Origin of the sequence: Stenotrophomonas sp. S41, assembly GCF_016624625.1 — a bacterium.
GTDB lineage: Bacteria > Pseudomonadota > Gammaproteobacteria > Xanthomonadales > Xanthomonadaceae > Stenotrophomonas.
The window spans coordinates 1-23,969 of the sequence record NZ_JACVTV010000005.1; the positions used below are offsets into that span (position 1 = coordinate 1).

Here is a 23,969-nt window from a genome sequence, read left to right on the forward strand (position 1 = left end):
TTAATTTCCCCGGGGGTCTTTATTTGGGGGCGCCCCCCCGCGGGGGCCCCCCCCCCAACCCCAGGGACCGTATGCCAACCACCGTTGGCATCTACCAGAGCCAGAGCGCGGGCCTTACTTGCCGATGCAGAAGCTGGAGAAGATCCTGCCCAGCAGGTCATCCGCACTCATCTGCCCGGTGATCTCGCCCAGCGCGTCGTGCGCCAGCCGCAGTTCCTCGGCGGCCAGTTCCAGATGCTCGTGCACCAGCTCGCCATCGGCGCGCTGCGCATGCTCCTGCGCGCGTTCGATCGCATCCACGTGGCGGGTGCGGGCGGAGAACTCGCCCTCCACCTGCTCCCCTGCCCCGGCCGAGGCAATCGAACGCAGGCGCGTGTGCAGGTCTTCCAGGCCGGCACCGGTGGTGGCCGAGACGAACACGCGGTCCGGATCGTCCAGCGCCGGCAACGCGTCCAGCAGGTCCGACTTGTTGTGGATGTAGACCTTGTGCGGCACGGCGGCCACGGCTTCGCCCAGCGCGGCTTCGCCGGCGGCCGGGTCGCGCGCGTCCAGCACGATCAGCGCCAGGTCGGTGCGTTCGATTTCCACGTGGGCGCGGCGCATGCCTTCGCGTTCGATGGCATCGCCGCCGTCGCGCAGGCCGGCGGTGTCGACCAGGGTCAGCTCCAGCCCATCCAGGCGGATGGTTTCGCGCAGGGTGTCGCGGGTAGTGCCGGCGATGTCGGTGACGATGGCGCGCTCGCTGCCGGCCAGGGCGTTCAGCAGTGAGCTCTTGCCGGCATTCGGCGGGCCGATCAGCACTGCATGCAGGCCATCGCGAAGGCGTCGGCCGCGCTCGGCATCACGACGCAGCAGGGCAAGATCAGCGCGCGCCTGTTCCAGCCCGCGCCGCACCTGCGCACCGCCGAGGGTGTCCAGCGGTTCGTCGGCGAAGTCGATGGCCGCTTCCACGTGGATGCGCAGCAGCACCAGCTGTTCGACCACGGCCTCGATGCGGCGCGAGAACACGCCGTCCAGCGAGCGACGTGCCGCGCGCGCGGCGCGGTTGTCGCCGGCGGCGATCAGGTCGGCGATGGCCTCGGCCTGGGCCAGGTCGAGCTTGCCGTTGAGGAAGGCCCGTTCGCTGAACTCACCCGGCCGCGCCTGGCGCGCGCCGAGTGCGATGCAGCGCGCGACCAGCTGCTGCAGCAGCACGGGGCTGCCGTGGCCCTGCAGTTCCACCACTTCCTCGCCGGTGAAGCTGTTCGGTGCCGGGAACCACAGCACGATGCCGTCGTCGATCACTTCACCGTCGGCATCGCGCAGCCGCGCGTAGTGCGCATGGCGCGGGCGCAGCGTGGGCGCGCCCAGCGCGTTGGCAATCGCCGCCGCACGCGGGCCGGACAGGCGCAGCAGGCCGACACCGCCCGCGCCGGGGGCACTGGCGATGGCGACGATGGTGTCGGTGCGGGTCACATCGTTCATGGCTCAGAGCTTCTCCAGCTGCGCGCGCGCCTGCGCGGCACCGCTGCCCTGCGGCTGCAGGGCGAGGTAGGTGGTGTAGGCCTGCTTCGCCTTGGCCTTGTCGCCGGCGTTGAAGTAGGCATCGCCCAGGTTGAGGTGGGCCACCGCGCGCGACGGGTCGATCTTCAGGGTGTTTTCCAGCCAGCGTGCGGCTTCGGCGTAGCGCTGCTGGCGGTAGTAGACGAAGCCGAGGTTGTTGGCCGCCTGGGCAAAATCAGGCCGCAGCTTCAATGCTTCGGTGAACTGCGCAACGGCTTCGTCGTACTGCTTCTCGCGATACAGCTGCAGGCCACGATCGTTGGCCTGCTGCGCGCGCTGGCGGTCCGAGGCCGGGCCGGCAGTGGGCACCACCAGCTTGGCCTTGCCGCCCTGCAGGTCGGCCACGGTCACCGGCGCCTGCGCGCCCTTGGCATCCTGCGCGGCGTCGACCTTGTTGTTCAGCGCGATGGCATCCGGGGTCAGCTGGCGCGTATCGGCGTTGAGGTATTCCTGGCTGTCCGGCACCTGGAACACGAACTCGCCGCCCTGCGAACCGGGCAGGCTGCCGAACGCCGGGGTCTGGTGCGAGACGGCCGACACCGCCGGCGCCACGTAGGCGGCCAGTTCGGTGCCGGTGATGAGGCGATCACCATTGAGGTCGCCCTTGCCGGCCAGCGCCTGCAGCAGCACCCAGGTGAACACCGAATGGCCGTTCGGGCCGGCATCGGCCACCTGCTGGTCGGCACCGCCGGCAGTCAGCATCTGCCGCGCGCTGCGGCGTGCGTTCTCGCGCAGGAACGACGACGAGGACGGACCACCGCGGGTCAGGCCCAGGCCGCTGTAGCAGGCATCCATCACGAACATCACGTGCTTGGCCTGCATGCTTTCGGCGATGTTCTGGATGTCGGTCATCGCGATGGCGTCGGTGGCGAATTCCTTCGGGTCCGAATCCACCGGGATGATGTAGCCGAGGTCGCGGCCTGAAGCGAGCTGGCGGGTGGCGCCGTGGCCGGCGAAGAACACGAACACGCGGTCGTTCTTTCCGGTGCGGTCGTCGGCCAGGCGGTCGTGGAAGGCCGCCAGGATGTTGTTGCGGGTGGCCTGCTCGTTCTTCAGCACGATCACCTGCGAGGACGGGAAGCCGAACTGCCCGGTCAGGGTGTCGGCCACCGCCTGCGCGTCGTGGCTGGCGTATTCCAGCTTCGGCCACTTGGCGTAGTTGTCGATGCCGACCACGATCGCCCACGACTTCTCGTAGCCGGTGGTGACGGTGGCATCGCTGCTGGCGCCCTTGCGCGCGCGGGCGACGGTGAACTCGCGGCCGTTCCAGCCGGCGAACTGGTAACCGTCGGCGATCAGCCGGTCGAGGATCTGCGGCAGCGCCTTCACCGCACGGTCGTGGATGTCATGGAACAGGATGATGCCGCGCTGTTCCTTGTTCACCTGGCCGAGCACGCGCTGCACGATCGATTCCGGCACCGGGTCGGCCCAGTCCATCGAATCGATGTTCCACATGATCGACTTCAGGCCGGCCTCGTTGAGCAGCTGCAGGCCTTCGGCGTTGCGCGCGCCATACGGGAAGCGGAACAGCGGCGCACGCTTGCTGTCGACATCCTTCAGCAGGGTGTCGGTGTCCAGCACCTGCTGGCGCAGTGCATCGCCGGTGGTGCGCGACAGCTGCGTGTGGGTCAGGCTGTGGTTGCCCACCGCATAGCCCTCTTCCATCAGGTTGCGGCTGATCTTCGCCATCGGGCCCAGGCTGACCTTGCCGTCGGCCTCGACCTTGCCCAGGTTGCGGCCCACTTCGAAGAACACGCCCGGCACGTCGTAGCGCTTGAGGATGGCCACCACTTCATCGGTGTAGGCCTTGTGCGGGCCGTCGTCGAAGGTCAGCACCACGGTCTTGGCCGGCAGGTCGCGGCCGAAGATCTCGCGGTCGCTGTCCTTCATCGACATCGGGTACGGCTCGATCACCCCGTAGTCGCGCAGGATCGCCTCGCGGCTGTAGTCCTTGTGCAGGTGGGCGATGTAGTCCTCCCACTTCTCGCGCTTCAGGTCGATGGCACGGGTGCGCTCGAAGCGGCTGAAGATGCGGGTCAGTTCCTGGTTGTAGTTGCGCTCGATCTCGTCCAGCGCGTCCAGGTCCTCGCCGATGCGCTGGTGCAGCTTCACCGCCGGCAGCGAGGAATCGGCACCGATGCGATCGTGCAGGTCGCGCAGCACCTCGCGGAAGGCCAGGCGATCGGCATCGAACAGCTCCGGGGCCGATTCGATGTAGTCCAGCACGGTGCCCAGCGTGGCGAAGCGCTGCGGGCTGCCACCACGCAGCAGAGTGTCGAACTGCGCGGCGATGGCGGTGCGCTGTTCCAGCCCGTCGTGGAACAGCTGCTGGCCGATGCGGGTGGAGGTACCGCGGTCGGCCGCGCTCTGCTGCTCCTCGTCGGCCAGCAGCACGATGATGCGGCGGTAGCCATCGAGCTGCTTCTGCAGCGCGGCCAGCAGCGGCGCGGCGGCCGGATCGGCGGCGGCAGCGGCCTGTGCGCTGGGCTGGGTGACGGCGGCGGCGGCGGGCGCCTTGCCCTCCTTGTCGCCGCAGCCGGCAACGGCCAGGGTCAACAGCAGCGAGGGCAGGAACAGGCGGAACGACAACGCACGCGGCATGGCAGGCTCGATGGATGGGGACACGGTGTGCGGGCGATTCTAACCCCGCATGCGAAAAGCCCGCCTTGCGGCGGGCTTTTGCGGGGATCAGCGTCGGTAGAGTCGACCGTTGGTCGACTGTTCCAGCGCCAGTCGACCAACGGTCGACTCTACCCGGGTTATTTCTTCTTGACCGGGGCCGGTGCGGTGGTCGCCGGCAGCGGCTCGCCGCCGTGGCGCTTGGTCATCCACCACTGCTGCAGCAGGCCCAGGCCGCCGTTGACCACCCAGTACAGGACCAGGCCGGACGGCATGAAGGCCATCATGAAGCCGAAGACCAGCGGCATGAACTGCATCATCTTCTGCTGCATCGGGTCCATGCCCGGTGCCGGGGTCAGCTTCTGCGTGGCCCACATCACCGCCATGTTGATGACCGGCAGGATGAAGTACGGGTCGCGCGCGGTCAGATCCTGGATCCAGCCCAGCCACGGCGCCTGGCGCAGTTCGACCGACTCGACCAGCACCCAGTACAGGGCGAAGAAGATCGGCATCTGGATGAGGATCGGCAGGCAGCCGCCCATCGGATTGATCTTTTCCTTCTTGTACAGCTCCATCATCGCGGTCTGGAACTTCTGGCGGTCATCGCCATAGCGTTCCTTCAGCTGCGCGATGCGCGGCTGGAAGCGACGCATCTTCGCACCGCTCTTGTACTGCACGGCCGACAGCGGGTAGAGCACCAGCTTCAGCAGGACCACCAGGCCGACGATGGCCCAGCCCCAGTTGCCGACCAGCTTGTGCACCTGGTTCAGCACCCAGAACAGGCCCTGGCCGATCACCGCCATCATCGAGAAGCGGCTGTAGTCGACCACGCGGTCCAGGCCCGGCACGTCTTCCTTGGCGATCTGGTTGACCAGCTTCGGGCCGACCCACAGGCGGGCTTCGGTGCTGGTGGACTGGCCCGGGGCCACGGTGAAGGCCGGGCCGCGCGCTTCGATCAGGTCACGACCGGCCACCTGCGACAGCACGTAGTGGGCGGTCTGGTCCTTCTGCGGGATCCAGGCGGTGAAGAAGTGATGCTGCAGCATCGCCAGCCAGCCGCCGGTGATGTTCTGGTTCAGCGCGCCATCGTCCAGGTAATCCTTGAACGCACGACGCTGGTACTTCTTGTCGTTGTCGTACCAGGTAGCACCGTTGAAGCTGAACGAGTCCGGGTTGGTCATGTTCCGCGACAGGATGGTCGGGGTACGGTCCAGGGTGCGGTAGACGTAGCCGTTCCACGGGGCGGCGCCGGTGTTGCTGACCTCGTCCTTGAAGCGCACGGCGTACTCGTTGCGCGAGACGGTCAGGGTGCGCTTGATGGTCACGCCGTTGTCGGCGGTCCACACGAACGGGATCTGCAGTTCGTTCTGGCCGTCGGCCAGCACGAAGTCGCGGACGTCACCGACCAGCTTGAAGCCATCGGCGCCCGGTACCGGGGTGTTCTTGTCTTCGCTGGCCCAGCCGCTGATCGCGCTGTACGGATGCGCGGGGTCTTCGGTCAGCAGGCGCACCGGGGCGCTGCCTTCTTCCTTGGACTGCGGGAACTGCAGCAGCTCGGCGTCGAGCACGCGGCCGCCGTCCACCACCAGGCGCAGCACGTCGGTGGTGATGGTCACGCGCTGGGCGGCCGGGGTGGCGCTGGCCTGGGCCTGCTGCGCCGCGGCCTGGCCCGGGGCACCGGGGACCTGCGCGCTGGGGATGCTGCCCGGGGTCGCACCTGGAACGCTCTGTGCGGCGGCCTGGGCCGAGGTGGTGGTCGGGGCCGGGGTCGGCGCGGCCTTTTCACGGCCCCACTCCATCCACAGGAACACGGCCACCATCAGCCAGGCAAAAATAAGGAATACGCGGGTCTGGTTCATCAGCGGACAGGCTCGGCGGGGCCGGGACGCGATGCCGGCTCGATCAAAGAGGGAGGTGCGATGCCATCTGGCGGCGGCATTGTGCCGTCCACGCCCGGCGCGGGCAATGCACGCAGGCGCCGCAGCAGGCGCAGAAAGGCCTGGCGGATGTCGTCGTTGCTGGCAGAACGCGCAGCACTACGAGCCACGACGACGAAGTCGCCTGGCTGGATATCGGTTCGTGTCTGACGCAAGATGTCGCGCAGGACGCGCTTGATCCGGTTACGCCCAACGGCGTTCGGATCAACCTTGCGGGAAACCGCCAGACCCAGCCTGGCCGGCCGGTCAGCCGGCAGCCAGTGCAGGGTCATCAGCGGATCGGACACACGGCGGGCGCCGTTGAAGACCGTTGAATATTCGGCACGCGTGCGAACCCGCGCAGAGCGAGGGAATCGCTTGCGCGGGTCTGCAGTATTCACTGTCGAAGGGATTGCGTCTGCCGCGATGTGCGGCATGGCAATCAGGCGCTCAGGACTTTGCGGCCCTTGGCGCGGCGACGCGACAGGATCTTGCGGCCGTCAGCGGTCTTCATACGGGCACGGAAGCCGTGGTCGCGCTTACGCTTGAGGTTGCTGGGCTGGTAGGTGCGCTTGGTGGCCATGTGGGCCTCTCGTATGAATGGGACGGGAAAGAACCGGAAATTCTAGAGAGGTCTCCCCCCCTACGTCAACCCCTTGTGACTACGCCAATTCACCGGGCTGTGCAATAGCTGTGGATCTTTTTGTGAATAAGTGGGGGACAAGCATTCCGAAGCCGGGCGCTCGGTGGTAGTCTGAGCCATCCATTTCCCCCCTTTCAGGCCTGTGTTTGGGCGCGTTGTCGCGCCTGTGCACAGGTCACCGGACGATTATTGCCGATGGATGCCTGGTCCCGAAGTCTCGAACGCCTCGAAGCGGAGTTCCCGCCCGAAGACGTTCACACCTGGTTGAAGCCGCTGCAGGCCGATCTGCGCGCGGACAGCCTGGTGCTGTATGCCCCGAACGCCTTCATCGTCGACCAGGTGCGCGAGCTGTACCTGGCCCGGATCCGCGAGCTGCTGACGCACTTCGCGGGTTTCGGCGACGTTTTTCTTGAAATCGGCTCGCGCCCGCGGCCCTCGGAGGCGCAGAACGCGCCGGTTTCGAGCGCGGCGACGGCGGTGGCAGCCGAACCGCAGGTGCCGTTCGCAGGCAACCTGGACAACCACTACACCTTCGCCAACTTCGTCGAAGGCCGCAGCAACCAGCTGGGCCTGGCCGCTGCCTTCCAGGCGGCGCAGAAGCCGGGCGACCGCGCGCACAATCCGCTGCTGCTGTACGGAGGCACCGGCCTGGGCAAGACCCACCTGATGTTCGCCGCCGGCAACGCCATGCGCCAGGCCAACCCGGGTGCGAAGGTGCTGTACCTGCGTTCGGAACAGTTCTTCAGCGCGATGATCCGGGCCCTGCAGGAAAAGACCATGGATCAGTTCAAGCGCCAGTTCCAGCAGGTGGACGCGCTGCTGATCGATGACATCCAGTTCTTCGCCGGCAAGGACCGCACCCAGGAAGAGTTCTTCCACACCTTCAACGCGCTGTTCGACGGCAAGCAGCAGATCATCCTGACCTGCGACCGGTACCCGCGCGAAGTCGAGGGCCTGGAAGCGCGCCTGAAGTCGCGGCTTGCCTGGGGCCTGTCGGTCGCGATCGAACCGCCGGACTTCGAGACCCGCGCCGCGATCGTGCTGGCGAAGGCCCGCGAACGCGGTGCCGAGATTCCCGATGACGTTGCGTTCCTGATCGCCAAGAAGATGCGCTCCAACGTGCGCGACCTCGAAGGCGCGCTCAATACCCTGACCGCCCGCGCCAATTTCACCGGCCGCGCGATCACCACCGAATTCGCCCAGGAAACCCTGCGCGACCTGCTGCGCGCCCAGCAGCAGGCGATCAGCATTCCCAACATCCAGAAAACCGTTGCCGACTACTACGGCCTGCAGATCAAGGATCTGCTGTCCAAGCGCCGGACCCGTTCGCTGGCCCGCCCGCGCCAGGTCGCCATGGCCCTGACCAAGGAGCTGACCGAGCACAGCCTGCCCGAGATCGGCGATGCCTTCGCCGGTCGCGATCACACCACGGTGCTGCATGCCTGCCGCCAGATCCGGACCCTGATGGAAACCGACGGCAAGCTCCGCGAGGACTGGGACAAGCTGATCCGGAAGCTGAGCGAATGATGCACGGACGCTGATGAGGCGTCATCGCACAAAACGGTGCAGAATCCGGTAGCAAGCGCGGGATGAGTTGTGGATAAAAAAGACGTCGGAAAACGCGTCGAATTTATCCACAGCTTTCCCCACCCCCTGGGGGGCGGTAATGCAGAGGGTTTCGAGGTTAGAAACCCTTTTGATTACAAAGACTTAGCATTGTTTTCCAGCGATTCTGTCTCTACCAGCACCACCAAGCTTTTGATTTATTCCACATTTTTTAAAGCATAGGGGCACGGAACCACATGCGTTTCACACTGCAGCGCGAAGCCTTTCTCAAGCCGTTGGCACAGGTCGTCAACGTGGTCGAACGCCGCCAGACCCTTCCGGTTCTGGCCAATTTCCTGGTCCAGGTGCAGAACGGCCAGCTGTCGCTGACCGGTACCGACCTGGAAGTGGAGATGGTGTCGCGGATCGCGGTTGAAGATGCCCAGGACGGCGAAACCACCATCCCCGCCCGCAAGCTGTTCGAGATCATCCGCGCCCTGCCCGATGGCAGCCGGATCACCGTCTCGCAGACCGGTGACAAGATCACCGTGCAAGCCGGTCGCAGCCGCTTCACGCTGGCAACGCTGCCGTCCAACGACTTCCCGTCGGTGGACGAAGTGGAAGCCACCGAGCGCGTGGCCATCGGCGAAGCGACCCTGAAGGAGCTGATCGAGCGCACGGCGTTCGCGATGGCCCAACAGGACGTGCGCTACTACCTCAACGGTCTGCTGTTCGACCTGCGCGGTGATGCCCTGCGTACCGTCGCCACCGACGGCCACCGCCTGGCCCTGTGTGAAACCGACCTGGCCAAGCCCAGCGGTTCCAAGCGCCAGATCATCGTGCCGCGCAAGGGCGTGACCGAACTGCAGCGCCTGCTGGAAAGCGGCGATCGCGAGATCGAGCTTGAAGTCGGCCGCAGCCACGTCCGCGTCAAGCGCGACGATGTCACCTTCACCTCGAAGCTGATCGACGGTCGCTTCCCGGATTATGAGGCCGTGATCCCGATCGGCGCCGACCGCGAAGTGAAGGTGGATCGCGAAGCCCTGCGTGCTTCGTTGCAGCGTGCCGCGATTCTGTCCAACGAGAAGTACCGCGGCATCCGCGTGGAAGTCTCGCCGGGCAACCTGAAGATCAGCGCGCACAACCCCGAGCAGGAAGAAGCCCAGGAAGAGATCGAGGCCGATACCACGGTCAGCGATCTGGCCATCGGCTTCAACGTGAACTACCTGCTGGATGCCCTGTCCGCCCTGCGCGACGAGGAAGTCATCATCCAGCTGCGCGATTCCAATTCCTCGGCGTTGGTGCGTGAGTCCAGCAGCGAGAAGTCGCGCCATGTGGTGATGCCGCTGCGTCTCTGACGTCTGCGTTGTTCCACGTGAAACAGAAGACGCCCGGGAGATCCGGGCGTTTTTTTTTTGGTTCCACGTGGAGCATTGAGGAGGATCCCGGGAACGGGAGTCCGCGTTGCCGGTTTGATCTCTGCTTCCTGGATCCCGATCGGTTCCTCGCTCGATGGATGCACGACGGTTTAGCGATTCTTGGAAGTTCTCAGCAGGCCGATCTGGGCTCTGCTGACGCTACTGTCCACAGCCCGGTTTTCTGGCCGAAAGGCGCTGCCCTAGCTTTTAAATCTGGGTATAAATCTAAAGCTTGGTGGTGATGGTAGGGCCAGATTTCGTGGAAAACAGGGTTATCTAATTGATTTCAAAGGTTTTTGTGCACCTGAAACCCCCTGTATATGGGCCCTTGGGGCTGGGGGGGAAGCTGTGGATAGTTTTTCAGGCGGCTGAAAAGGGCTTTTTTATCCACAGATTGCCCATACCTTGTGTATAAGTCATACAGAGCCGCTGTGGACAGCGTGGAACGAGTGGTCTGAATTCTTTGAAATCTGTGGAACGCTTTGCAGCCCTGCCCTGCAGATTTCAAGCAATTCGCGGCGACCTCGGCTGCTGCCCCGGCTGCGACGCACGGATACGGTTCCACGCTGGGCTGAAATTCGCTGGATTCTGAGGGCGAGGACCCTGCCCGGTGCCGCAGATTTCAAGAAATCCAGGCCTCGCCAGCGCCCCTGTCGCATGGATTCGTCGCAGCGTTTTCCACGTGGAACCGTTTGGACTGACGGGACCTGCCAACTCCACCCGCAAGGGGCTGCCCGCAACGGCGGTCTTGACCGATGCAGTAAGCTGATGGATTCCCTGCCTTGCTACCGCCCCGAGCGGATGGTCTCCCGCGTCCCATGCTGATCCGCCGCCTCGCCTTGAACCAACTGCGCCGCTTCAGTGCCGTGGAACTGTCACCCCAGCCGGGCTTGAACCTGCTGACCGGCGACAACGGTGCGGGCAAGACCAGTGTGCTTGAGGCCCTGCACCTGATGGCCTATGGCCGCAGCTTCCGTGGCCGGGTGCGCGATGGCTTGGTTCGCGAGGGCCAGGAAGCGCTGGAAATCTTCGTGGAATGGGACGAACAGCGCGCCGATCACCCGCCGCACCGCCGCAAGGCCGGTCTTCGCCATAGCGGGCAGGACTGGAAGGGCCGCCTGGACGGCGAAGACGTTGCCCAGCTCGGCAATCTCTGCGCGGCGTTGGCTGTGGTGACCTTTGAACCGGGCAGCCACGCCCTGGTCAGCGGTGGTGGCGAACCGCGTCGTCGTTTCCTCGATTGGGGCCTGTTCCACGTGGAACCAGACTTCCTTTCGCTGTGGCGCCGGTACTCCCGGGCACTCAAGCAACGCAATGCCCTGTTGAAGCAGGGCGGGCCGTCGCGGATGCTGGATACCTGGGACCACGAGCTGGCTGAAGCGGGTGAGCCGCTGACCAGCCGCCGCCAGCACTACCTGGAACGGCTGCAGGAACGGGCGATTGCCTTGGCAACCGCACTGGCACCGCAGTTGGGCATCCAGGGCCTGGATCTCAGCCCGGGCTGGCGCCGGCACGAACTGCCGCTGGCCGATGCGCTGCTGCTGGCCCGCGATCGCGACCGCCAGGCCGGTTACACCTCGGTGGGTCCGCACCGGGCCGACTGGAGCGTGGATTTCCACAGCATTCCCGGCCGGGATGCGCTCTCACGTGGCCAGGCCAAGCTCACTGCCCTCGCCTGCCTGCTGGCCCAGGCCGAGGATTACGCCGAACAGCGCGGGCAATGGCCGGTCATCGCCCTGGACGACCTGGCATCGGAGCTGGACCGCACCCATCAGGCCCGGGTACTCGAGCGTCTGCTGGCCGGTCCGGCACAGATCTTCGTAACGGCCACCGAGACCCCGGCGGCCCTGGTGGATCTCACCGACATCACCCGGTTCCACGTGGAACATGCGCAGATCGTGGCTGTGCCATAGTGGCTACATCAGGGCCTGCGGGGCCCGGCTGGTATAATTCAGGTTGCACCCCTTCTTACCCGGCGCATCGCACCTGTGCGGTGACCGACCTGCGGAGCCTACGGCAAGCGCAATGACCGACGAACAGAACACCCCGGCAAACAACGGCAACTACGACGCCAACAGCATCACCGCCCTGGAAGGGCTCGAGGCTGTCCGCAAGCGTCCTGGCATGTACATCGGCGACGTCCACGACGGCACCGGTCTGCACCACATGGTGTTCGAGGTCGTCGACAACTCGATCGACGAAGCCCTCGCCGGCCACGCCGACCACGTCGCGGTGACGATCCACGCTGACGGCTCGGTGTCGGTGTCCGACAACGGCCGTGGCATCCCGACCGGCAAGCACGAACAGATGAGCGCCAAGCTGGGCCGCGAGGTTTCGGCGGCCGAAGTCGTGATGACCGTGCTGCATGCGGGCGGCAAGTTCGACGACAACAGCTACAAGGTTTCCGGCGGCCTGCACGGCGTGGGCGTCAGCGTGGTCAACGCGCTGTCGCAGAAGCTGCTGGTGGACGTGTTCCAGAACGGCTCCCACTACCAGCAGGAATTCAGCAACGGCGCCGCGGTCACCGCGCTGGCCAAGCTGGAAGACACCACCAAGCGCGGCACCACCGTGCGCTTCTGGCCGTCGACCGTGGCCTTCCACGACAACGTGGAATTCCACTACGACATCCTGGCCCGTCGCCTGCGCGAACTGTCGTTCCTGAACTCCGGCGTCAAGATCGTGCTGGCCGACGAGCGCGGCGACGGCCGCCGCGATGACTTCCACTACGAGGGCGGCATCCGCAGCTTCGTGGAGCATCTGGCCCAGCTGAAGACCCCGCTGCACCCGAACGTCATCTCGGTCACCGGCGAACACAACAACATCGTGGTGGACGTGGCGCTGCAGTGGACCGACTCCTACCAGGAGACGATGTACTGCTTCACCAACAACATCCCGCAGAAGGATGGCGGTACCCACCTGGCCGGTTTCCGCGGCGCCCTGACCCGCGTGCTCAACAACTACATCGAGCAGAACGGCATCGCCAAGCAGGCCAAGATCAACCTGACCGGCGACGACATGCGCGAAGGCATGATCGCGGTGCTGTCGGTGAAGGTGCCGGACCCGAGCTTCTCCAGCCAGACCAAGGAAAAGCTGGTCAGCTCCGACGTGCGTCCGGCGGTGGAAAACGCCTTCGGCGCGCGCCTGGAAGAGTTCCTGCAGGAGAATCCGAACGAAGCCAAGGCCATCGCCGGCAAGATCGTCGATGCGGCGCGTGCCCGTGAAGCGGCGCGCAAGGCCCGCGACCTGACCCGCCGCAAGGGCGCGCTGGACATCGCCGGCCTGCCGGGCAAGCTGGCCGACTGCCAGGAAAAGGATCCGGCGCTGTCCGAACTGTTCATCGTCGAGGGTGACTCCGCAGGTGGCTCGGCCAAGCAGGGCCGCAACCGCAAGAACCAGGCGGTGCTGCCGCTGCGCGGCAAGATCCTCAACGTGGAACGTGCCCGCTTCGACCGCATGCTGGCCTCGGACCAGGTCGGTACGCTCATCACCGCATTGGGTACCGGCATCGGCCGCGACGAGTACAACCCGGACAAGCTGCGTTACCACAAGATCATCATCATGACCGACGCCGACGTCGACGGCGCCCACATCCGCACCCTGCTGCTGACGTTCTTCTACCGTCAGATGCCGGAGCTGATCGAGCGCGGTTACGTCTACATCGGCCTGCCGCCGCTGTACAAGATCAAGCAGGGCAAGCAGGAGCTGTACCTGAAGGACGACCCGGCGCTGGACAGCTATCTGGCCAGCAACGCAGTGGAAAACGCCGTGCTGGTGCCGGCCGCGGGTGAGCCGGGCATCGAAGGTGCCGCGCTCGAAAAGCTGTTGCTGACCTTTGCCGGCGCGCGCGACGCGATCGAACGCAATGCGCACCGCTACGACCGCAACCTGCTCGAAGCGCTGGTCGACTTCGTGCCGATGGACCTGGCCAACCTGCGCAATGCCGCTGAAGGCCAGGGCCTGGATGCACTGGCCAAGCGCCTCAACCAGGGCAGCCTGGGCAGTGCGCGTTTCAGCCTGGAACTGCAGGAGCCGAACGACGAGCGTCCGGCCGCCGTGCTGGTGACCCGCCGCCACATGGGCGAGGAACACGTGCAGGTGCTGCCGCTGGCCGCCTTCGAAGGTGGCGAACTGCGTGCCATCTATCAGGCCGCCAGCCTGCTGCACGGCCTGGTGCGCGAAGGCGCCACCATCGGCCGCGGTGCCAAGTCGGTCGAAGTGGACAGCTTCGCCAAGGCACAGAGCTGGCTGCTGGAGGAAGCAAAGCGCGGCCGCCAGATCCAGCGCTTCAAGGGCCTGGGTGAAATGAACCCGGAACAGCTGTGGGATACCACCGTCAATCCCGATACCCGCCGCCTGCTGCAGGTGCGCATCGAGGATGCTGTCGCGGCTGACCAGATCTTCAGCACCTTGATGGGCGATGTCGTCGAACCGCGTCGTGACTTCATCGAAGACAACGCGCTTAAGGTCGCCAACCTGGATATCTGACACGCTTCGACCATGGCCGGTGCGCGGGGATGCGCGCCGGCCTTCGCCCTCTGATCGCAGGTAATCGATGTCCGCTTCCGTCCCGGTCTCCGCCCCGCCGCCCGTCCCGCCAGCCTCGGCTGCGCCGCGCCGCGGTTCGCCCGTGGCAGGCTTCTTCATCGATCTGGGCATTGGCGCCGCCACGCTGTTCATTCTCAGCCTGGTCGCCGGACTGGCGTGGGGCCTGTATCGCGGCATCCAGGTCGGCTACGCCAACGCGAAGAACAACGGCGCGGGTATCGACCCGTCCAGCGTGACCGAAGCGCTGGGCACGCCCGGTGCCCTGGCACAGGTGCTGATGGCCCTGGTGTCGACCGGTGGCGCGGCGCTGCTGCTGTATTTCCAGCGGCGGCCGGCCAATGCGGCCGAACGGCAGGCCTCGACGCAGGCGCTGCGGCGCCCGTCCACCTGGGGCTGGACCCTGCTGGTGGCCACGCTGATCGTGATCGGCAGCAATGGCATCGCCTTCCTCGCCAAGCAGCTCGGCGTCGAACCGGTGCCCACCAACCTGGCGCTGATGCAGCACGCCATCGAGCGGTTCCCGCTGTTCCTGGTGCTGTTTGCGGTGGTGCTGGCGCCGGCCTACGAGGAGCTGCTGTTCCGCCGCGTGCTGTTCGGGCGGCTGTGGCAGGCCGGCAGGCCCTGGCTGGGCGTGCTGCTGAGCAGCCTGGCCTTTGCCCTGATCCATGAGATTCCCGGCACCAGCGCCAATGGCCCGGCCGAGATCGCCCAGCTGTGGCTGGTCTACGGCGGCATGGGCGCCGCGTTCTGCTGGCTGTACCGGCGCACCGGGACGCTGTGGGCGGCGATCATCGCGCACGGCTTGAACAACGCCGTGGCCTTGGCCGCGCTGGTGTTCTTCGGGGCAATGTAAGGCCGTGGCCGCTTGACGAAAAATTAAGCGGGCTCAGTCCACACTGCCTGCATGAACACGGGGGATTCCATGAAATCACTGCTGCTCGCCCTGCTCATCACCGTGCTGGTGGGTGCCTGTGCGACCACCACCTCACCGACCGGCCGCCGGCAGGTGGTCGGTGGCGTGTCGCAGCCCCAGCTCGACCAGATGGGCGCGCAGGCGTTTGCGGAAACCAAGCAGAAGCAGAAGGTCGGCACCGACGGCCGCCAGAATGCGTACGTGCAGTGCGTGGTCAATGCGCTGGTCGCACAGCTGCCTTCTCAGTACCGGGGCGTACGGTGGGAGACGGCGGTGTTCGTCGACAAGGAACCCAACGCCTTCGCCCTGCCCGGCGGCAAGGTCGGCGTGAACACCGGCATCTTCACTGTCGCCAAGAACCAGGATCAGCTGGCGGCGGTCATCGGCCATGAAATCGGCCACGTCATCGCCCGCCACCACGAAGAACGCATTACCCGGCAGATGGGCGCGCAGACGGGCCTGGCCATCGCCGGCATGATCGCGGGGGCCTATGGCGGCGAGGGCGCAGCCAGCACCGTCAACCAGCTGGGCGGCACGGCCGCGCAGACGATGATCGTTCTGCCCAACTCACGCACCCAGGAAACCGAGGCCGATGACATCGGCCAGCGCCTGATGGCCGATGCCGGTTTCAACCCGGCGCAGGCGGTCGACCTGTGGCAGAACATGATGGCCGCCAGTGGCGGACGCAGCCCGCAATGGCTGTCCACGCACCCTGATCCGGCCAACCGCATCCGCCAACTGCAGCGCGCTGCACCGTCCCTTGCACCCGCTTATCAGCAGGCCCAGGCCGCTGGTCGCAGGCCAAAGTGTGGCTGAGTGCGCAGATTCATGCTGTATTGCAGCACATAAAACGATTTCTCACGCCATCTGTTTCTGATACGTTTGGCGGCTCAGATTTTTCTGACAGTCCGACTTTGCCGCTGACGGCGGTTCGATCGAGGTGAACGATGATTTTCCGCAACCACAAAGCTGTGCTTTCCGTCCTCATCGCGACCGCCCTGACCGGCGCCGTGGTCACCGATGCCTTCGCGCAGTCCTCGCGTTCGTCCGAGCGCGGCAACCGCGGTGGCAAGCAGCAGGCCAAGGCCGAAGTCCTGTACCCGAATGCCACCCGTGAGGAGCCGAAGGAAAAAGCGTCCGCGAAGATGGGCAAGCAGCTGCAGAAGCTGATTGACAGCTACAACGATCAGAAGTTCCCTGAGACCCTGCAGATTGCAGGCGAGATCCTGGGCAACAGCGCGTCGAACAACTACGACAAGTCGCTGGCCGCGCAGCTGGCTTCGCAGGCTGCCTACCAGAGCGACGACACCGCCGGTGCCATCGGCTACCTGAAGCAGGCGCTGCAGCTGAACGGCCTGGACAACAACGGCCACTACCAGTCGATGCTGATGCTGGGCCAGCTGCAGCTGCAGGAAGACCAGACCGCCGAAGGCCTGGCCACGCTGGACAAGTACTTCGCCGAGAGCAAGTCGAACAAGCCGGAAGAGCTGATCGCCAAGGGCCAGGCCCTGTACCAGCTGGAGCGCTACCAGGAAGCCATCCCGGTGCTGCAGCAGGCCATCGCCGGCGCGACCGAGCCGAAGGACAACTGGAACCAGCTGCTGATGGCTGCCCTGTCCGAAGCCGGCCAGACCGGTGAAGCGGTCAAGACTGCTGAAGCCCTGGCGGCCAAGAACCCGAACGACAAGAAAGCGCAGCTGAACCTGGCCAACATGTACATGCAGGCCGATCAGATGCCGAAGGCCGCCGCGGTAATGGACAAGCTGCGCAGCAGCGGCCAGCTCACCGAAGAGCGCGAGTACAAGCAGCTGTACTCGATCTACGCCAACACCGAGAACAAGGAAAAGGACGTCATCGCGGTCATCAACGAAGGGTTGCAGAAGGGCATCCTGAAGCCGGACTACCAGGTTTACCTGGCGCTGGCCCAGTCCTACTACTACTCCGACCAGGTGCCGCAGGCGATCGAGGCGTGGCAGAAGGCTGCCCCGCTGTCCAAGGACGGTGAGACCTACCTGAACCTGGCACGCGTCCTGCATGCCGAAGGTCGCGTTCCCGAGGCCAAGAAGGCCGCCCAGGAAGCTCTGGCGAAGGGCGTGAAGAACCAGGCTGATGCCAAAAAAATCATCAACCTGAAGTAAGTAGGAATAACGCCTGAACGCCTGCACGGTTGATGCGCAGGCGCTCAGGATTGGTATAAGCTTGGAGGTTCCTGCGGTGTCATGCACCGCTGATCAGGGATCCCGCCCCCGGGATTCCGGCCCCACTATTGAGCTCTTGGCGCATGACGGAACAACTAGTCGTTCACCGGTACGAACAAACTGATGACAAGGGGCTGAGCTGGCCTCGCATCGTCGGCATCGCGTTTGTAATCGCCCTGCATCTGGCCGCCTTCATGATGCTCCTGATCCCCGCCGTGGCCCCCAAGGCCGTGGCTGAGAAGGAGCGCAACGTCATGGTGACCATCGTCGACGCGCCGCCGCCGCCTCCGCCGCCGCCGCCGCCGCCGCCTCCGCAGGACACCCCGCCGCCGCCGGTGAAGAACCTGTCGCCGCCGAAGCCCTCGCCCGTCCCGCCGCCGCCGCAGGCGCCGGTCGTCGACGTGCCGGAGCCGCGCCCGAACGACATCGTCACCCCGCCGTCGCCGCCTGCGCCGCCTGCCCCGCCGACCACCATCGAGGCAAGCGTCGACATCTCGTCGAAGGCAATGAATCCGCCGCGCTACCCGCCGGCCGCTTTCCGCGCTGGTATCCAGGGCGAAGTGATCCTGATCATTGATGTCGATGCCCAGGGCAACGTCACCAATGTCACGGTGGAAAAGTCCAGCCGTAACCGCGACCTGGACCGTGCTGCGATGGAAGCTGCCCGCAAGTGGCGTTTCAACGCCGCTGAATCTGGCGGTAAGAAGGCTGCTGGCCGCGTCCGCGTCCCGGTCAACTTTGCACTGAACTGATGCGAGCGGGTGGCCGCCGGCCACCCCTCCTCCGGTTCGATTGTCTAGCTTAGCTACACCCTTTATCACCACACACAACAAAGGTAAGCGTCATGCTGCAGGAACTTTTCATCGCCGCTGCTGCCGGGGGCAATCCGTCCAACGCCCTGTCGCAGATGGGCTTCGAGCACCTGATCCACGAAATGACCACCCAGCCGGGTGACTTCGCTGTCTCCTGGGTGGTGCTGCTGACCCTGATCGTCATGTCGGCCATGTCCTGGTACTGGACCGTCATCAACATCTTCCGTTCGGTCCGCCTGAAGAGCGCTGCCGATCGCGTCGTCAGCCTGTTCTGGGACACCCCGAACGCACAGGACGCCATCCGTGCGATGGAAGAACAGCCGGCTTCCGAGCCGTTCTCGAAGATCGCACTGGACGCTGCCCAGGCGGCTGCCCACCACCAGCGCGCTGAAGGCGGCGCCACCGGCGGTCTGGGTGAGAACCTGAGCCGTTCGGAGTTCGTCGACCGCGCCCTGCGTCAGGCCGTGACCCGCGAAAGCAACAAGCTGCAGTCGGGCATGACCCTGCTGGCCACCGTCGGTGCAACCGCTCCGTTCGTCGGTCTGCTGGGTACCGTGTGGGGCATCTACGGCGCGCTGATCAAGATCGGTGCCACCGGCTCCGCTTCGATCGACGCAGTCGCAGGCCCGGTGGGTGAAGCGCTGATCATGACCGCCATCGGTCTGTTCGTCGCAATCCCGGCCGTGTTCGCCTTCAACTTCTTCAGCAAGATCAACAGCGCGACCATCAGCAAGTTCGATACCTTCGCGCACGACCTGCACGACTTCTTCGCTACCGGCTCGCGCGTCCGCTAATTGCGGCGCGTGACCCTGCGACGAACGAAGTAGTCACCAAGATCTAGACGGAGCCCGTTATGGCTTTCAGTAGTGGTAACAGCGGCGGCCCCATGGCCGACATCAACGTGACGCCCCTCGTGGACGTGATGCTGGTGCTGCTGATCATCTTCATCATCACGGCGCCCCTGATGTCCCACAAGGTCAAGGTGGATCTGCCGGAGGCCAACCTGGTCCAGAAGCCGGACGACACCAACGATCGCAAGGGTCCCATCACCCTGGCGGTCAAGGAAGACGGCTCGATCTATTGGAACGACGAAGAAATCAACAAGCAGACTCTCGAGTCGCGCTTGGCGACCGCCGCCCAGCAGACCCCGCAGCCGCCGCTGAACCTGCGTGGTGACCGCACCACCAAGATGCGCGTCATCAACGACCTGACCAAGGTCGCGCAGGAACAGGGCATGCTGGACGTCGGCTTCGTCGCGACCAAAGAGAAGGGGCAATAAGCCATGGCATTCAGTAGTGGTGGTGGCAAGGGCCCCATGGCCGACATCAACGTCACGCCCCTCGTGGACGTGATGCTGGTTCTGCTGATCATCTTCATCGTGACCGCGCCGATCATGACGTACCCGATCGCCGTGGACCTGCCGCAGCGCGTGCTCAACCCACCGCCGCAGCTGGTCGAACCGCCGCCGCCGATCGAACTCAAGATCGACGCCAGCAACCAGGTCTCGTGGAACAACAGCCCGATCGGTACGCACGAGCTGCAGCAGCGGATGGAGCAGGAGGTCCAGCGTGACCCGACCAACCAGCCCGAGCTGCGCATCGACGCGAGCCCGGATTCCGAGTACGACGTGATGGCCAAGGTCCTGGCCGCCGCGAAGAATGCTCAGATGAAGAAGATCGGCTTCGTGCAGCAGTAATACGTACTACCGCAGCACAACAGTCATGACGCGACTGCAGACGCCCCTGGAGACAGGGGCGTCTTTTTTTTTTGCGCGGGGTCAGAGCCCTTCCCTGCGGGAAGGGATCCGACCCCAATCACGTGCAGCCGGCGGGGTCGGATCCCTTTCCGCAGGAAAGGGCTCTGACCCCATCACCGCTGACCCCATCACCACCCCCGCGCCCGCTATGATCGGCGCATGCTCGCCCTCTTCGATTCGCTGCGCCTCTGGCTTGATGGCATTGCCCACCTGGGAACGATCCTGGCGGTGGCCTATCTGCTTTACCTGCTCGCCCTGACCGGCTGGATCATCCTGCAGAAGCGCGAGCCGGTCGCCACGCTCAGCTGGATCCTGTCGCTGGCGTTGCTGCCCTATCTCGGGCTTTTCATCTACTACCTGCTGGGCCCGCAGAAGGTGAAGCGGCAGCGCCTGCGCCGCGGCCGCGCGCGCTCGGGCATGGAGCACTACAGCGACGTCTGCCCGCCCGATGCCGGCTGCACCGAGCTGGCCAAGGTCGCCCAGGCCACCACCGGCCTGGCGCCCAGCAGCGCCACCGAAGTCACCTGGTTGGTGGACGGCGCGACCACCTATGCCGCGCTCATCGAGGCCATCGGCCAGGCGCGCGACCACGTGCACCTGGAGTACTACATCTTCAATCCAGACCACGCCGGCACCGCCCTGCGCGACGCCCTGGTCGAGCGCGCGCGTGCCGGCGTGCAGGTGCGCCTGCTGCTGGATGCGGTGGGCTCCTCGTCGTTGCCGGCGCGTTTCCTGCGGCCGCTGCTGGATGCCGGTGGCGAAGCCGTGTGGTTCCACCCGCGGCAGCTGCTGAAACCCTTCAAGCGCCCGTGGTTGAACCTGCGCACGCACCGCAAGCTGGTGATCATCGACGGCCAGCTGGCCTTCACCGGCGGGATCAACATCACCGACGAAGAAGACGAGAGCCGCAACCCCAACGCCTACCGCGACCTGCACATGCGCCTGCGCGGACACGTGGTGCGCAGCCTGCAGCTGGTGTTCGCCGAGGACTGGCTGTACGCCAGCGGGCAGGAGCCGTCGCGCTTCGACATCGCCCGCCTGTGGCCGGCCGACATGCCACTGCGTGGCGATGGCAGCATCGATGCGCAGGTGCTGGTGTCCGGCCCCGATTCGGGCTGGGAAACCATCCATCGCCTGCACGTGGCGGCCATCCAGGAAGCCAACGAGCGGGTCTGGCTGGTGACGCCCTACTTCGTGCCCGGCGAGGCCGCGCGCATGGCCCTGACCTCGGCGGCGCTGGGTGGCCTGGACGTGCGCCTGCTGGTGCCGAAGATGAGCGATTCCTGGTTCGTCACCCAGGCCGCGCGCTCCTACTTCGACGAACTGCTGCATGCCGGCGTGAAGATCTACGAGTACGGCCCGCGCATGCTGCACACCAAGGCATTCATTGCCGACGATGACGTCTGCATCGTCGGCAGCGCCAACTTCGACCACCGCAGCTTCCGGCTGAACTTCGAGCTGTCGATGATGATCAGCGACCGCGACCGCGTGGCGGAACTGGCCACGCTGCTGCAGGCCGAGTTCGACAGCGCGACCCGCGTGCATGACGAGGCCGGGCGCTCGCTGTGGCTGCACCGCCTGCCCGAAGCCTTCGCCCGCCTGGCCTCGCCGCTGCTCTGACGCAGCGCTACACTGCGGTCGATGCCCGGGGAGGACTGGAACATGTACTGGTTGTACCTGCTGCTGGCGCTGGGCTGCTTCGCCTTCGCGCTGAAGACTCCGAACATGGGCCTGATGTCGCTGGCCCTGCTGGCCGCCCTCGGCTTCCTGCTGGCGTGGGTGCGTGGCCGCTACGTGGCCCGCTTCGGCGACCTGCAGCGCGATCCGTCCACCCTGGTCGATGCCGAGGAGCTGCGCCGCCTGCGTGAGCAGGCCCGCGCCCATGACGGCACGCCCCCACCCTCTTCCGCACCGTAGTTCCGTTCCATGACCCAGCTCAGCGTCAACGTCAACAAGATCGCCGTCCTGCGCAACTCGCGCGGCGGTACCGAACCCGATGTCGTGCGTGCGGCCCAGGCCTGCCTGGACGCCGGCGCCCACGGCATCACCGTGCACCCGCGGCCGGACCGTCGCCATATCACCGCCGAGGACGTGCTGGCGCTGTCGACCCTGACCCGCGCCCGCGGCGTCGAGTTCAACATCGAAGGCAACCCGTTCGCACCGCCGCGCGAGGGCTATCCGGGCCTGCTGCCGCTGTGCGCGCAGACCCGCCCGGCGCAGGCCACCCTGGTGCCCGATGGCGATGGCCAGATCACCTCGGACCACGGCTTCGATTTCGAGCGCGACGGCGAGCGCCTGCGCCCGCTGGTGGCCGGACTGAAGGCGATGGGCTGCCGCGTCAGCCTGTTCGTGGATGCCGGCAACCCGCTGCTGGAACAGGCCGCCGCGGTCGGCGCCGACCGCATCGAGCTGTACACCGGCCCGTATGCCGAAGCCCACGCGGCCGGTGATGCCGCCGCGATGCTGGACCTGTTCGCCACCGCCGCGCGCCGCGCGCAGGCCGTCGGCCTTGGCGTGAATGCCGGCCACGACCTTTCGCAGGACAACCTGCGCGACTTCCTGGCCGCGGTGCCGGAGGTGCTGGAGGTGTCGATCGGCCACGCGCTGATCGGCGAGGCGCTGTACGACGGGCTCGACACCACCGTGCGGGGCTACCTGGCCCTGCTGTAACGGCTGACGTCGGGCGTTGCCCGGCAGCCACCGCTGCCCATCGCAGCTGCTGAGACGTCCGTGGCCCATGCTTCCGGCCTGCTGCGGCGATGGCGCCTGCGCGACCACGTGAAACCTGTGGATAACACTGGGGTCAACGTGGCGTCGGATCGGCCCCAACGCCTACAGCTACGTGAATCCTGGCCGCTTGCGCCGCCTGTGGTTAGCAATAATACTAACGTCTCTGAAACGGCCGGAGGGCGCCATGCAATCCCACCCTCGCAACGCCCAGGCCGCCATCAAGGGCCGGGGCTCCTCCTCCCACCTGGCTGGCCGCTTCGAAAGTACGGTGAGCGAAGCGGTCGATGACGGATGGGCCATCGACGAAAGCGAAGAATTCCTCGCCCCGCGCCTGCGCACCGAGGTGCGTGCCGAGACCGCGCGCAGCATCATCAGCCGCAACAACTCCCCGGACGTGGGTTTCAGCCAGTCGGTGAATCCGTATCGCGGCTGCGAGCATGGCTGCTCGTACTGCTTCGCCCGTCCCTCGCACGCCTATCTGAACCTGTCGCCGGGGCTGGACTTCGAAACCAAGCTGTTCGCCAAGACCAATGCACCGCAGCTGCTGCGCAAGGAACTGTCGAAACCCGGTTACGTGCCGCAGCCCATCGCGCTGGGCATCAACACCGATGCCTACCAGCCGATCGAGCGCAAACTGAAACTCACCCGCCAGCTGATCGAAGTGATGCTGGAGACGAAGCATCCGTTTTCGCTGATCACCAAGAACGCGCTGGTGGAGCGCGATATCGATCTGCTGGCGCCGCTGGCGGCAGAGAACCTGGTCAGCGTGCACTTCTCCGTGACCTCGCTGGACCCGCACCTGTCGGCGAAGCTGGAACCGCGCGCGTCCGCGCCGCATGCGCGTCTGCGCGCGATGAAGCGCCTGCACGACGCCGGCATTCCGGTGGGCGTGATGGTGGCGCCGGTGATTCCGTGGATCAACGACAGCGAGCTGGAAGCCGTGCTGGAGGCCGCGCATGACGCAGGTGCCGGCACCGCCGGTTACGTGCTGCTGCGCCTGCCGCTGGAGGTAGCGCCGCTGTTCCGCGACTGGTTGGACACCCACCATCCTGATCGCGCCGCGCACGTGATGAGCACCATCCAGCAGCTGCGCGGTGGCAAGGACTACGACAGCCAGTTCGGCACGCGCATGCGCGGCCAGGGCGTCTATGCGGAACTGTTGAACAACCGCTTCAAGCTGGCGCGAAAGCGGCTGGGCTTCAACGCGCAGAACAGCCATTGGCCGAAGCTGGATTGCAGCCGGTTCCTGAAGCCGCTGCCGCCGCGGAAGGAATCACCGCAGGGGTCGTTGTTCTGATTTCCGTAGAGTCGAGCTTGCTCGACTGAGAGCAG

20 protein-coding genes are annotated in these 23,969 nt (G+C 65.7%); 15 read left to right on the top strand and 5 right to left on the bottom strand.

What is annotated here, in order from left to right:
• Positions 1-114: 114 nt before the first annotated feature.
• The 5 genes from mnmE to rpmH all read right to left on the bottom strand — a co-directional run bounded on the left by mnmE (position 115) and on the right by rpmH (position 6,660).
• Positions 115-1,464 (bottom strand): tRNA uridine-5-carboxymethylaminomethyl(34) synthesis GTPase MnmE, encoded by a 1,350-nt coding sequence (gene mnmE / locus IAE56_RS02115; protein ID WP_164073015.1) that lies wholly within the window; start codon positions 1,462-1,464, stop codon positions 115-117.
• A 3-nt stretch (positions 1,465-1,467) separates the two neighbouring features.
• A complete protein-coding gene (locus tag IAE56_RS02120; RefSeq protein ID WP_200751292.1) occupies positions 1,468-4,143 on the bottom strand; it encodes a polysaccharide deacetylase family protein in 2,676 nt (891 codons plus the stop codon).
• A gap of 158 nt (positions 4,144-4,301) precedes the next feature.
• Positions 4,302-6,020, bottom strand: a complete 1,719-nt coding sequence (yidC, locus tag IAE56_RS02125) for a membrane protein insertase YidC (protein ID WP_108770559.1) — start codon at positions 6,018-6,020, stop codon at positions 4,302-4,304.
• A complete protein-coding gene (gene rnpA, locus IAE56_RS02130) occupies positions 6,020-6,514 on the bottom strand; it encodes a ribonuclease P protein component (protein ID WP_108770560.1) in 495 nt (164 codons plus the stop codon). The genes yidC and rnpA overlap by 1 nt, the downstream gene beginning before the upstream one ends.
• 5 nt (positions 6,515-6,519) lie before the next feature.
• Positions 6,520-6,660 carry a 50S ribosomal protein L34 gene (gene rpmH, locus IAE56_RS02135; protein WP_005411729.1) on the bottom strand — a complete coding sequence of 47 codons (141 nt, stop codon included), beginning with the start codon at positions 6,658-6,660 and terminating at the stop codon, positions 6,520-6,522.
• A gap of 255 nt (positions 6,661-6,915) precedes the next feature.
• On the opposite strand from rpmH, the gene dnaA reads away from it, so the two are divergent.
• The 15 genes from dnaA (at position 6,916) to IAE56_RS02210 (ending at position 23,934) form a co-directional block, all read left to right on the top strand.
• Entirely contained in the window at positions 6,916-8,247 is a 1,332-nt protein-coding gene (gene dnaA / locus IAE56_RS02140; RefSeq protein WP_108767139.1) for a chromosomal replication initiator protein DnaA, read from the top strand.
• A gap of 275 nt (positions 8,248-8,522) precedes the next feature.
• Positions 8,523-9,623, top strand: a complete 1,101-nt coding sequence (gene dnaN, locus IAE56_RS02145; RefSeq protein WP_005411731.1) for a DNA polymerase III subunit beta — start codon at positions 8,523-8,525, stop codon at positions 9,621-9,623.
• Positions 9,624-10,501: 878 nt separating this feature from the next.
• Positions 10,502-11,596 (top strand): DNA replication/repair protein RecF, encoded by a 1,095-nt coding sequence (gene recF, locus IAE56_RS02150; RefSeq protein ID WP_200751293.1) that lies wholly within the window; start codon positions 10,502-10,504, stop codon positions 11,594-11,596.
• 112 nt (positions 11,597-11,708) lie between these two features.
• A complete protein-coding gene (gene gyrB / locus IAE56_RS02155; protein ID WP_200751294.1) occupies positions 11,709-14,168 on the top strand; it encodes a DNA topoisomerase (ATP-hydrolyzing) subunit B in 2,460 nt (819 codons plus the stop codon).
• Between the two features lie 67 nt (positions 14,169-14,235).
• On the top strand, positions 14,236-15,081 hold the full coding sequence (locus tag IAE56_RS02160) for a CPBP family intramembrane glutamic endopeptidase (protein ID WP_200751295.1): 846 nt from the start codon (positions 14,236-14,238) through the stop codon (positions 15,079-15,081).
• Positions 15,082-15,150: 69 nt separating this feature from the next.
• Positions 15,151-15,957 (top strand): M48 family metallopeptidase, encoded by an 807-nt coding sequence (locus IAE56_RS02165; RefSeq protein ID WP_200751296.1) that lies wholly within the window; start codon positions 15,151-15,153, stop codon positions 15,955-15,957.
• Between the two features lie 131 nt (positions 15,958-16,088).
• Positions 16,089-17,279 (top strand): DUF4032 domain-containing protein, encoded by a 1,191-nt coding sequence (locus IAE56_RS02170; protein ID WP_200751297.1) that lies wholly within the window; start codon positions 16,089-16,091, stop codon positions 17,277-17,279.
• 254 nt (positions 17,280-17,533) lie between these two features.
• Positions 17,534-18,091: an energy transducer TonB gene (locus IAE56_RS02175; protein ID WP_174213526.1), complete on the top strand. Its 558-nt coding sequence runs from the start codon at positions 17,534-17,536 to the stop codon at positions 18,089-18,091.
• A 92-nt stretch (positions 18,092-18,183) separates the two neighbouring features.
• A complete protein-coding gene (exbB, locus tag IAE56_RS02180) occupies positions 18,184-18,945 on the top strand; it encodes a TonB-system energizer ExbB (protein WP_108767146.1) in 762 nt (253 codons plus the stop codon).
• Between the two features lie 59 nt (positions 18,946-19,004).
• Positions 19,005-19,430, top strand: coding sequence for a biopolymer transporter ExbD (locus tag IAE56_RS02185; protein ID WP_079224462.1), 426 nt, complete (start codon positions 19,005-19,007; stop codon positions 19,428-19,430).
• Between the two features lie 3 nt (positions 19,431-19,433).
• Positions 19,434-19,847, top strand: coding sequence for a biopolymer transporter ExbD (locus IAE56_RS02190; RefSeq protein WP_025875547.1), 414 nt, complete (start codon positions 19,434-19,436; stop codon positions 19,845-19,847).
• A gap of 219 nt (positions 19,848-20,066) precedes the next feature.
• Positions 20,067-21,527 (top strand): cardiolipin synthase, encoded by a 1,461-nt coding sequence (cls, locus tag IAE56_RS02195; RefSeq protein WP_200751298.1) that lies wholly within the window; start codon positions 20,067-20,069, stop codon positions 21,525-21,527.
• Positions 21,528-21,569: 42 nt separating this feature from the next.
• Complete coding sequence (locus IAE56_RS02200; protein ID WP_108767148.1) at positions 21,570-21,824, top strand: hypothetical protein; 255 nt, start codon at positions 21,570-21,572, stop codon at positions 21,822-21,824.
• A gap of 9 nt (positions 21,825-21,833) precedes the next feature.
• Complete coding sequence (locus IAE56_RS02205; protein ID WP_200751299.1) at positions 21,834-22,577, top strand: pyridoxine 5'-phosphate synthase; 744 nt, start codon at positions 21,834-21,836, stop codon at positions 22,575-22,577.
• 244 nt (positions 22,578-22,821) lie between these two features.
• Positions 22,822-23,934: a PA0069 family radical SAM protein gene (locus tag IAE56_RS02210; protein WP_200751300.1), complete on the top strand. Its 1,113-nt coding sequence runs from the start codon at positions 22,822-22,824 to the stop codon at positions 23,932-23,934.
• Positions 23,935-23,969 lie beyond the last annotated feature (35 nt).

Excerpts from the sequence above, each read along its gene's own strand:
- mnmE (WP_164073015.1), bottom strand. The coding sequence starts at position 1,464 with ATGAACGATGTGACCCGCACCGACACCATCGTCGCCATCGCCAGTGCC.
- IAE56_RS02120 (WP_200751292.1), bottom strand. The coding sequence starts at position 4,143 with ATGCCGCGTGCGTTGTCGTTCCGCCTGTTCCTGCCCTCGCTGCTGTTG.
- yidC (WP_108770559.1), bottom strand. The coding sequence starts at position 6,020 with ATGAACCAGACCCGCGTATTCCTTATTTTTGCCTGGCTGATGGTGGCC.
- rnpA (WP_108770560.1), bottom strand. The coding sequence starts at position 6,514 with ATGCCGCACATCGCGGCAGACGCAATCCCTTCGACAGTGAATACTGCA.
- rpmH (WP_005411729.1), bottom strand. The coding sequence starts at position 6,660 with ATGGCCACCAAGCGCACCTACCAGCCCAGCAACCTCAAGCGTAAGCGC.
- dnaA (WP_108767139.1), top strand. The coding sequence starts at position 6,916 with ATGGATGCCTGGTCCCGAAGTCTCGAACGCCTCGAAGCGGAGTTCCCG.
- dnaN (WP_005411731.1), top strand. The coding sequence starts at position 8,523 with ATGCGTTTCACACTGCAGCGCGAAGCCTTTCTCAAGCCGTTGGCACAG.
- recF (WP_200751293.1), top strand. The coding sequence starts at position 10,502 with ATGCTGATCCGCCGCCTCGCCTTGAACCAACTGCGCCGCTTCAGTGCC.
- gyrB (WP_200751294.1), top strand. The coding sequence starts at position 11,709 with ATGACCGACGAACAGAACACCCCGGCAAACAACGGCAACTACGACGCC.
- IAE56_RS02160 (WP_200751295.1), top strand. The coding sequence starts at position 14,236 with ATGTCCGCTTCCGTCCCGGTCTCCGCCCCGCCGCCCGTCCCGCCAGCC.
- IAE56_RS02165 (WP_200751296.1), top strand. The coding sequence starts at position 15,151 with ATGAAATCACTGCTGCTCGCCCTGCTCATCACCGTGCTGGTGGGTGCC.
- IAE56_RS02170 (WP_200751297.1), top strand. The coding sequence starts at position 16,089 with ATGATTTTCCGCAACCACAAAGCTGTGCTTTCCGTCCTCATCGCGACC.
- IAE56_RS02175 (WP_174213526.1), top strand. The coding sequence starts at position 17,534 with ATGATGCTCCTGATCCCCGCCGTGGCCCCCAAGGCCGTGGCTGAGAAG.
- exbB (WP_108767146.1), top strand. The coding sequence starts at position 18,184 with ATGCTGCAGGAACTTTTCATCGCCGCTGCTGCCGGGGGCAATCCGTCC.
- IAE56_RS02185 (WP_079224462.1), top strand. The coding sequence starts at position 19,005 with ATGGCTTTCAGTAGTGGTAACAGCGGCGGCCCCATGGCCGACATCAAC.
- IAE56_RS02190 (WP_025875547.1), top strand. The coding sequence starts at position 19,434 with ATGGCATTCAGTAGTGGTGGTGGCAAGGGCCCCATGGCCGACATCAAC.
- cls (WP_200751298.1), top strand. The coding sequence starts at position 20,067 with ATGCTCGCCCTCTTCGATTCGCTGCGCCTCTGGCTTGATGGCATTGCC.
- IAE56_RS02200 (WP_108767148.1), top strand. The coding sequence starts at position 21,570 with ATGTACTGGTTGTACCTGCTGCTGGCGCTGGGCTGCTTCGCCTTCGCG.
- IAE56_RS02205 (WP_200751299.1), top strand. The coding sequence starts at position 21,834 with ATGACCCAGCTCAGCGTCAACGTCAACAAGATCGCCGTCCTGCGCAAC.
- IAE56_RS02210 (WP_200751300.1), top strand. The coding sequence starts at position 22,822 with ATGCAATCCCACCCTCGCAACGCCCAGGCCGCCATCAAGGGCCGGGGC.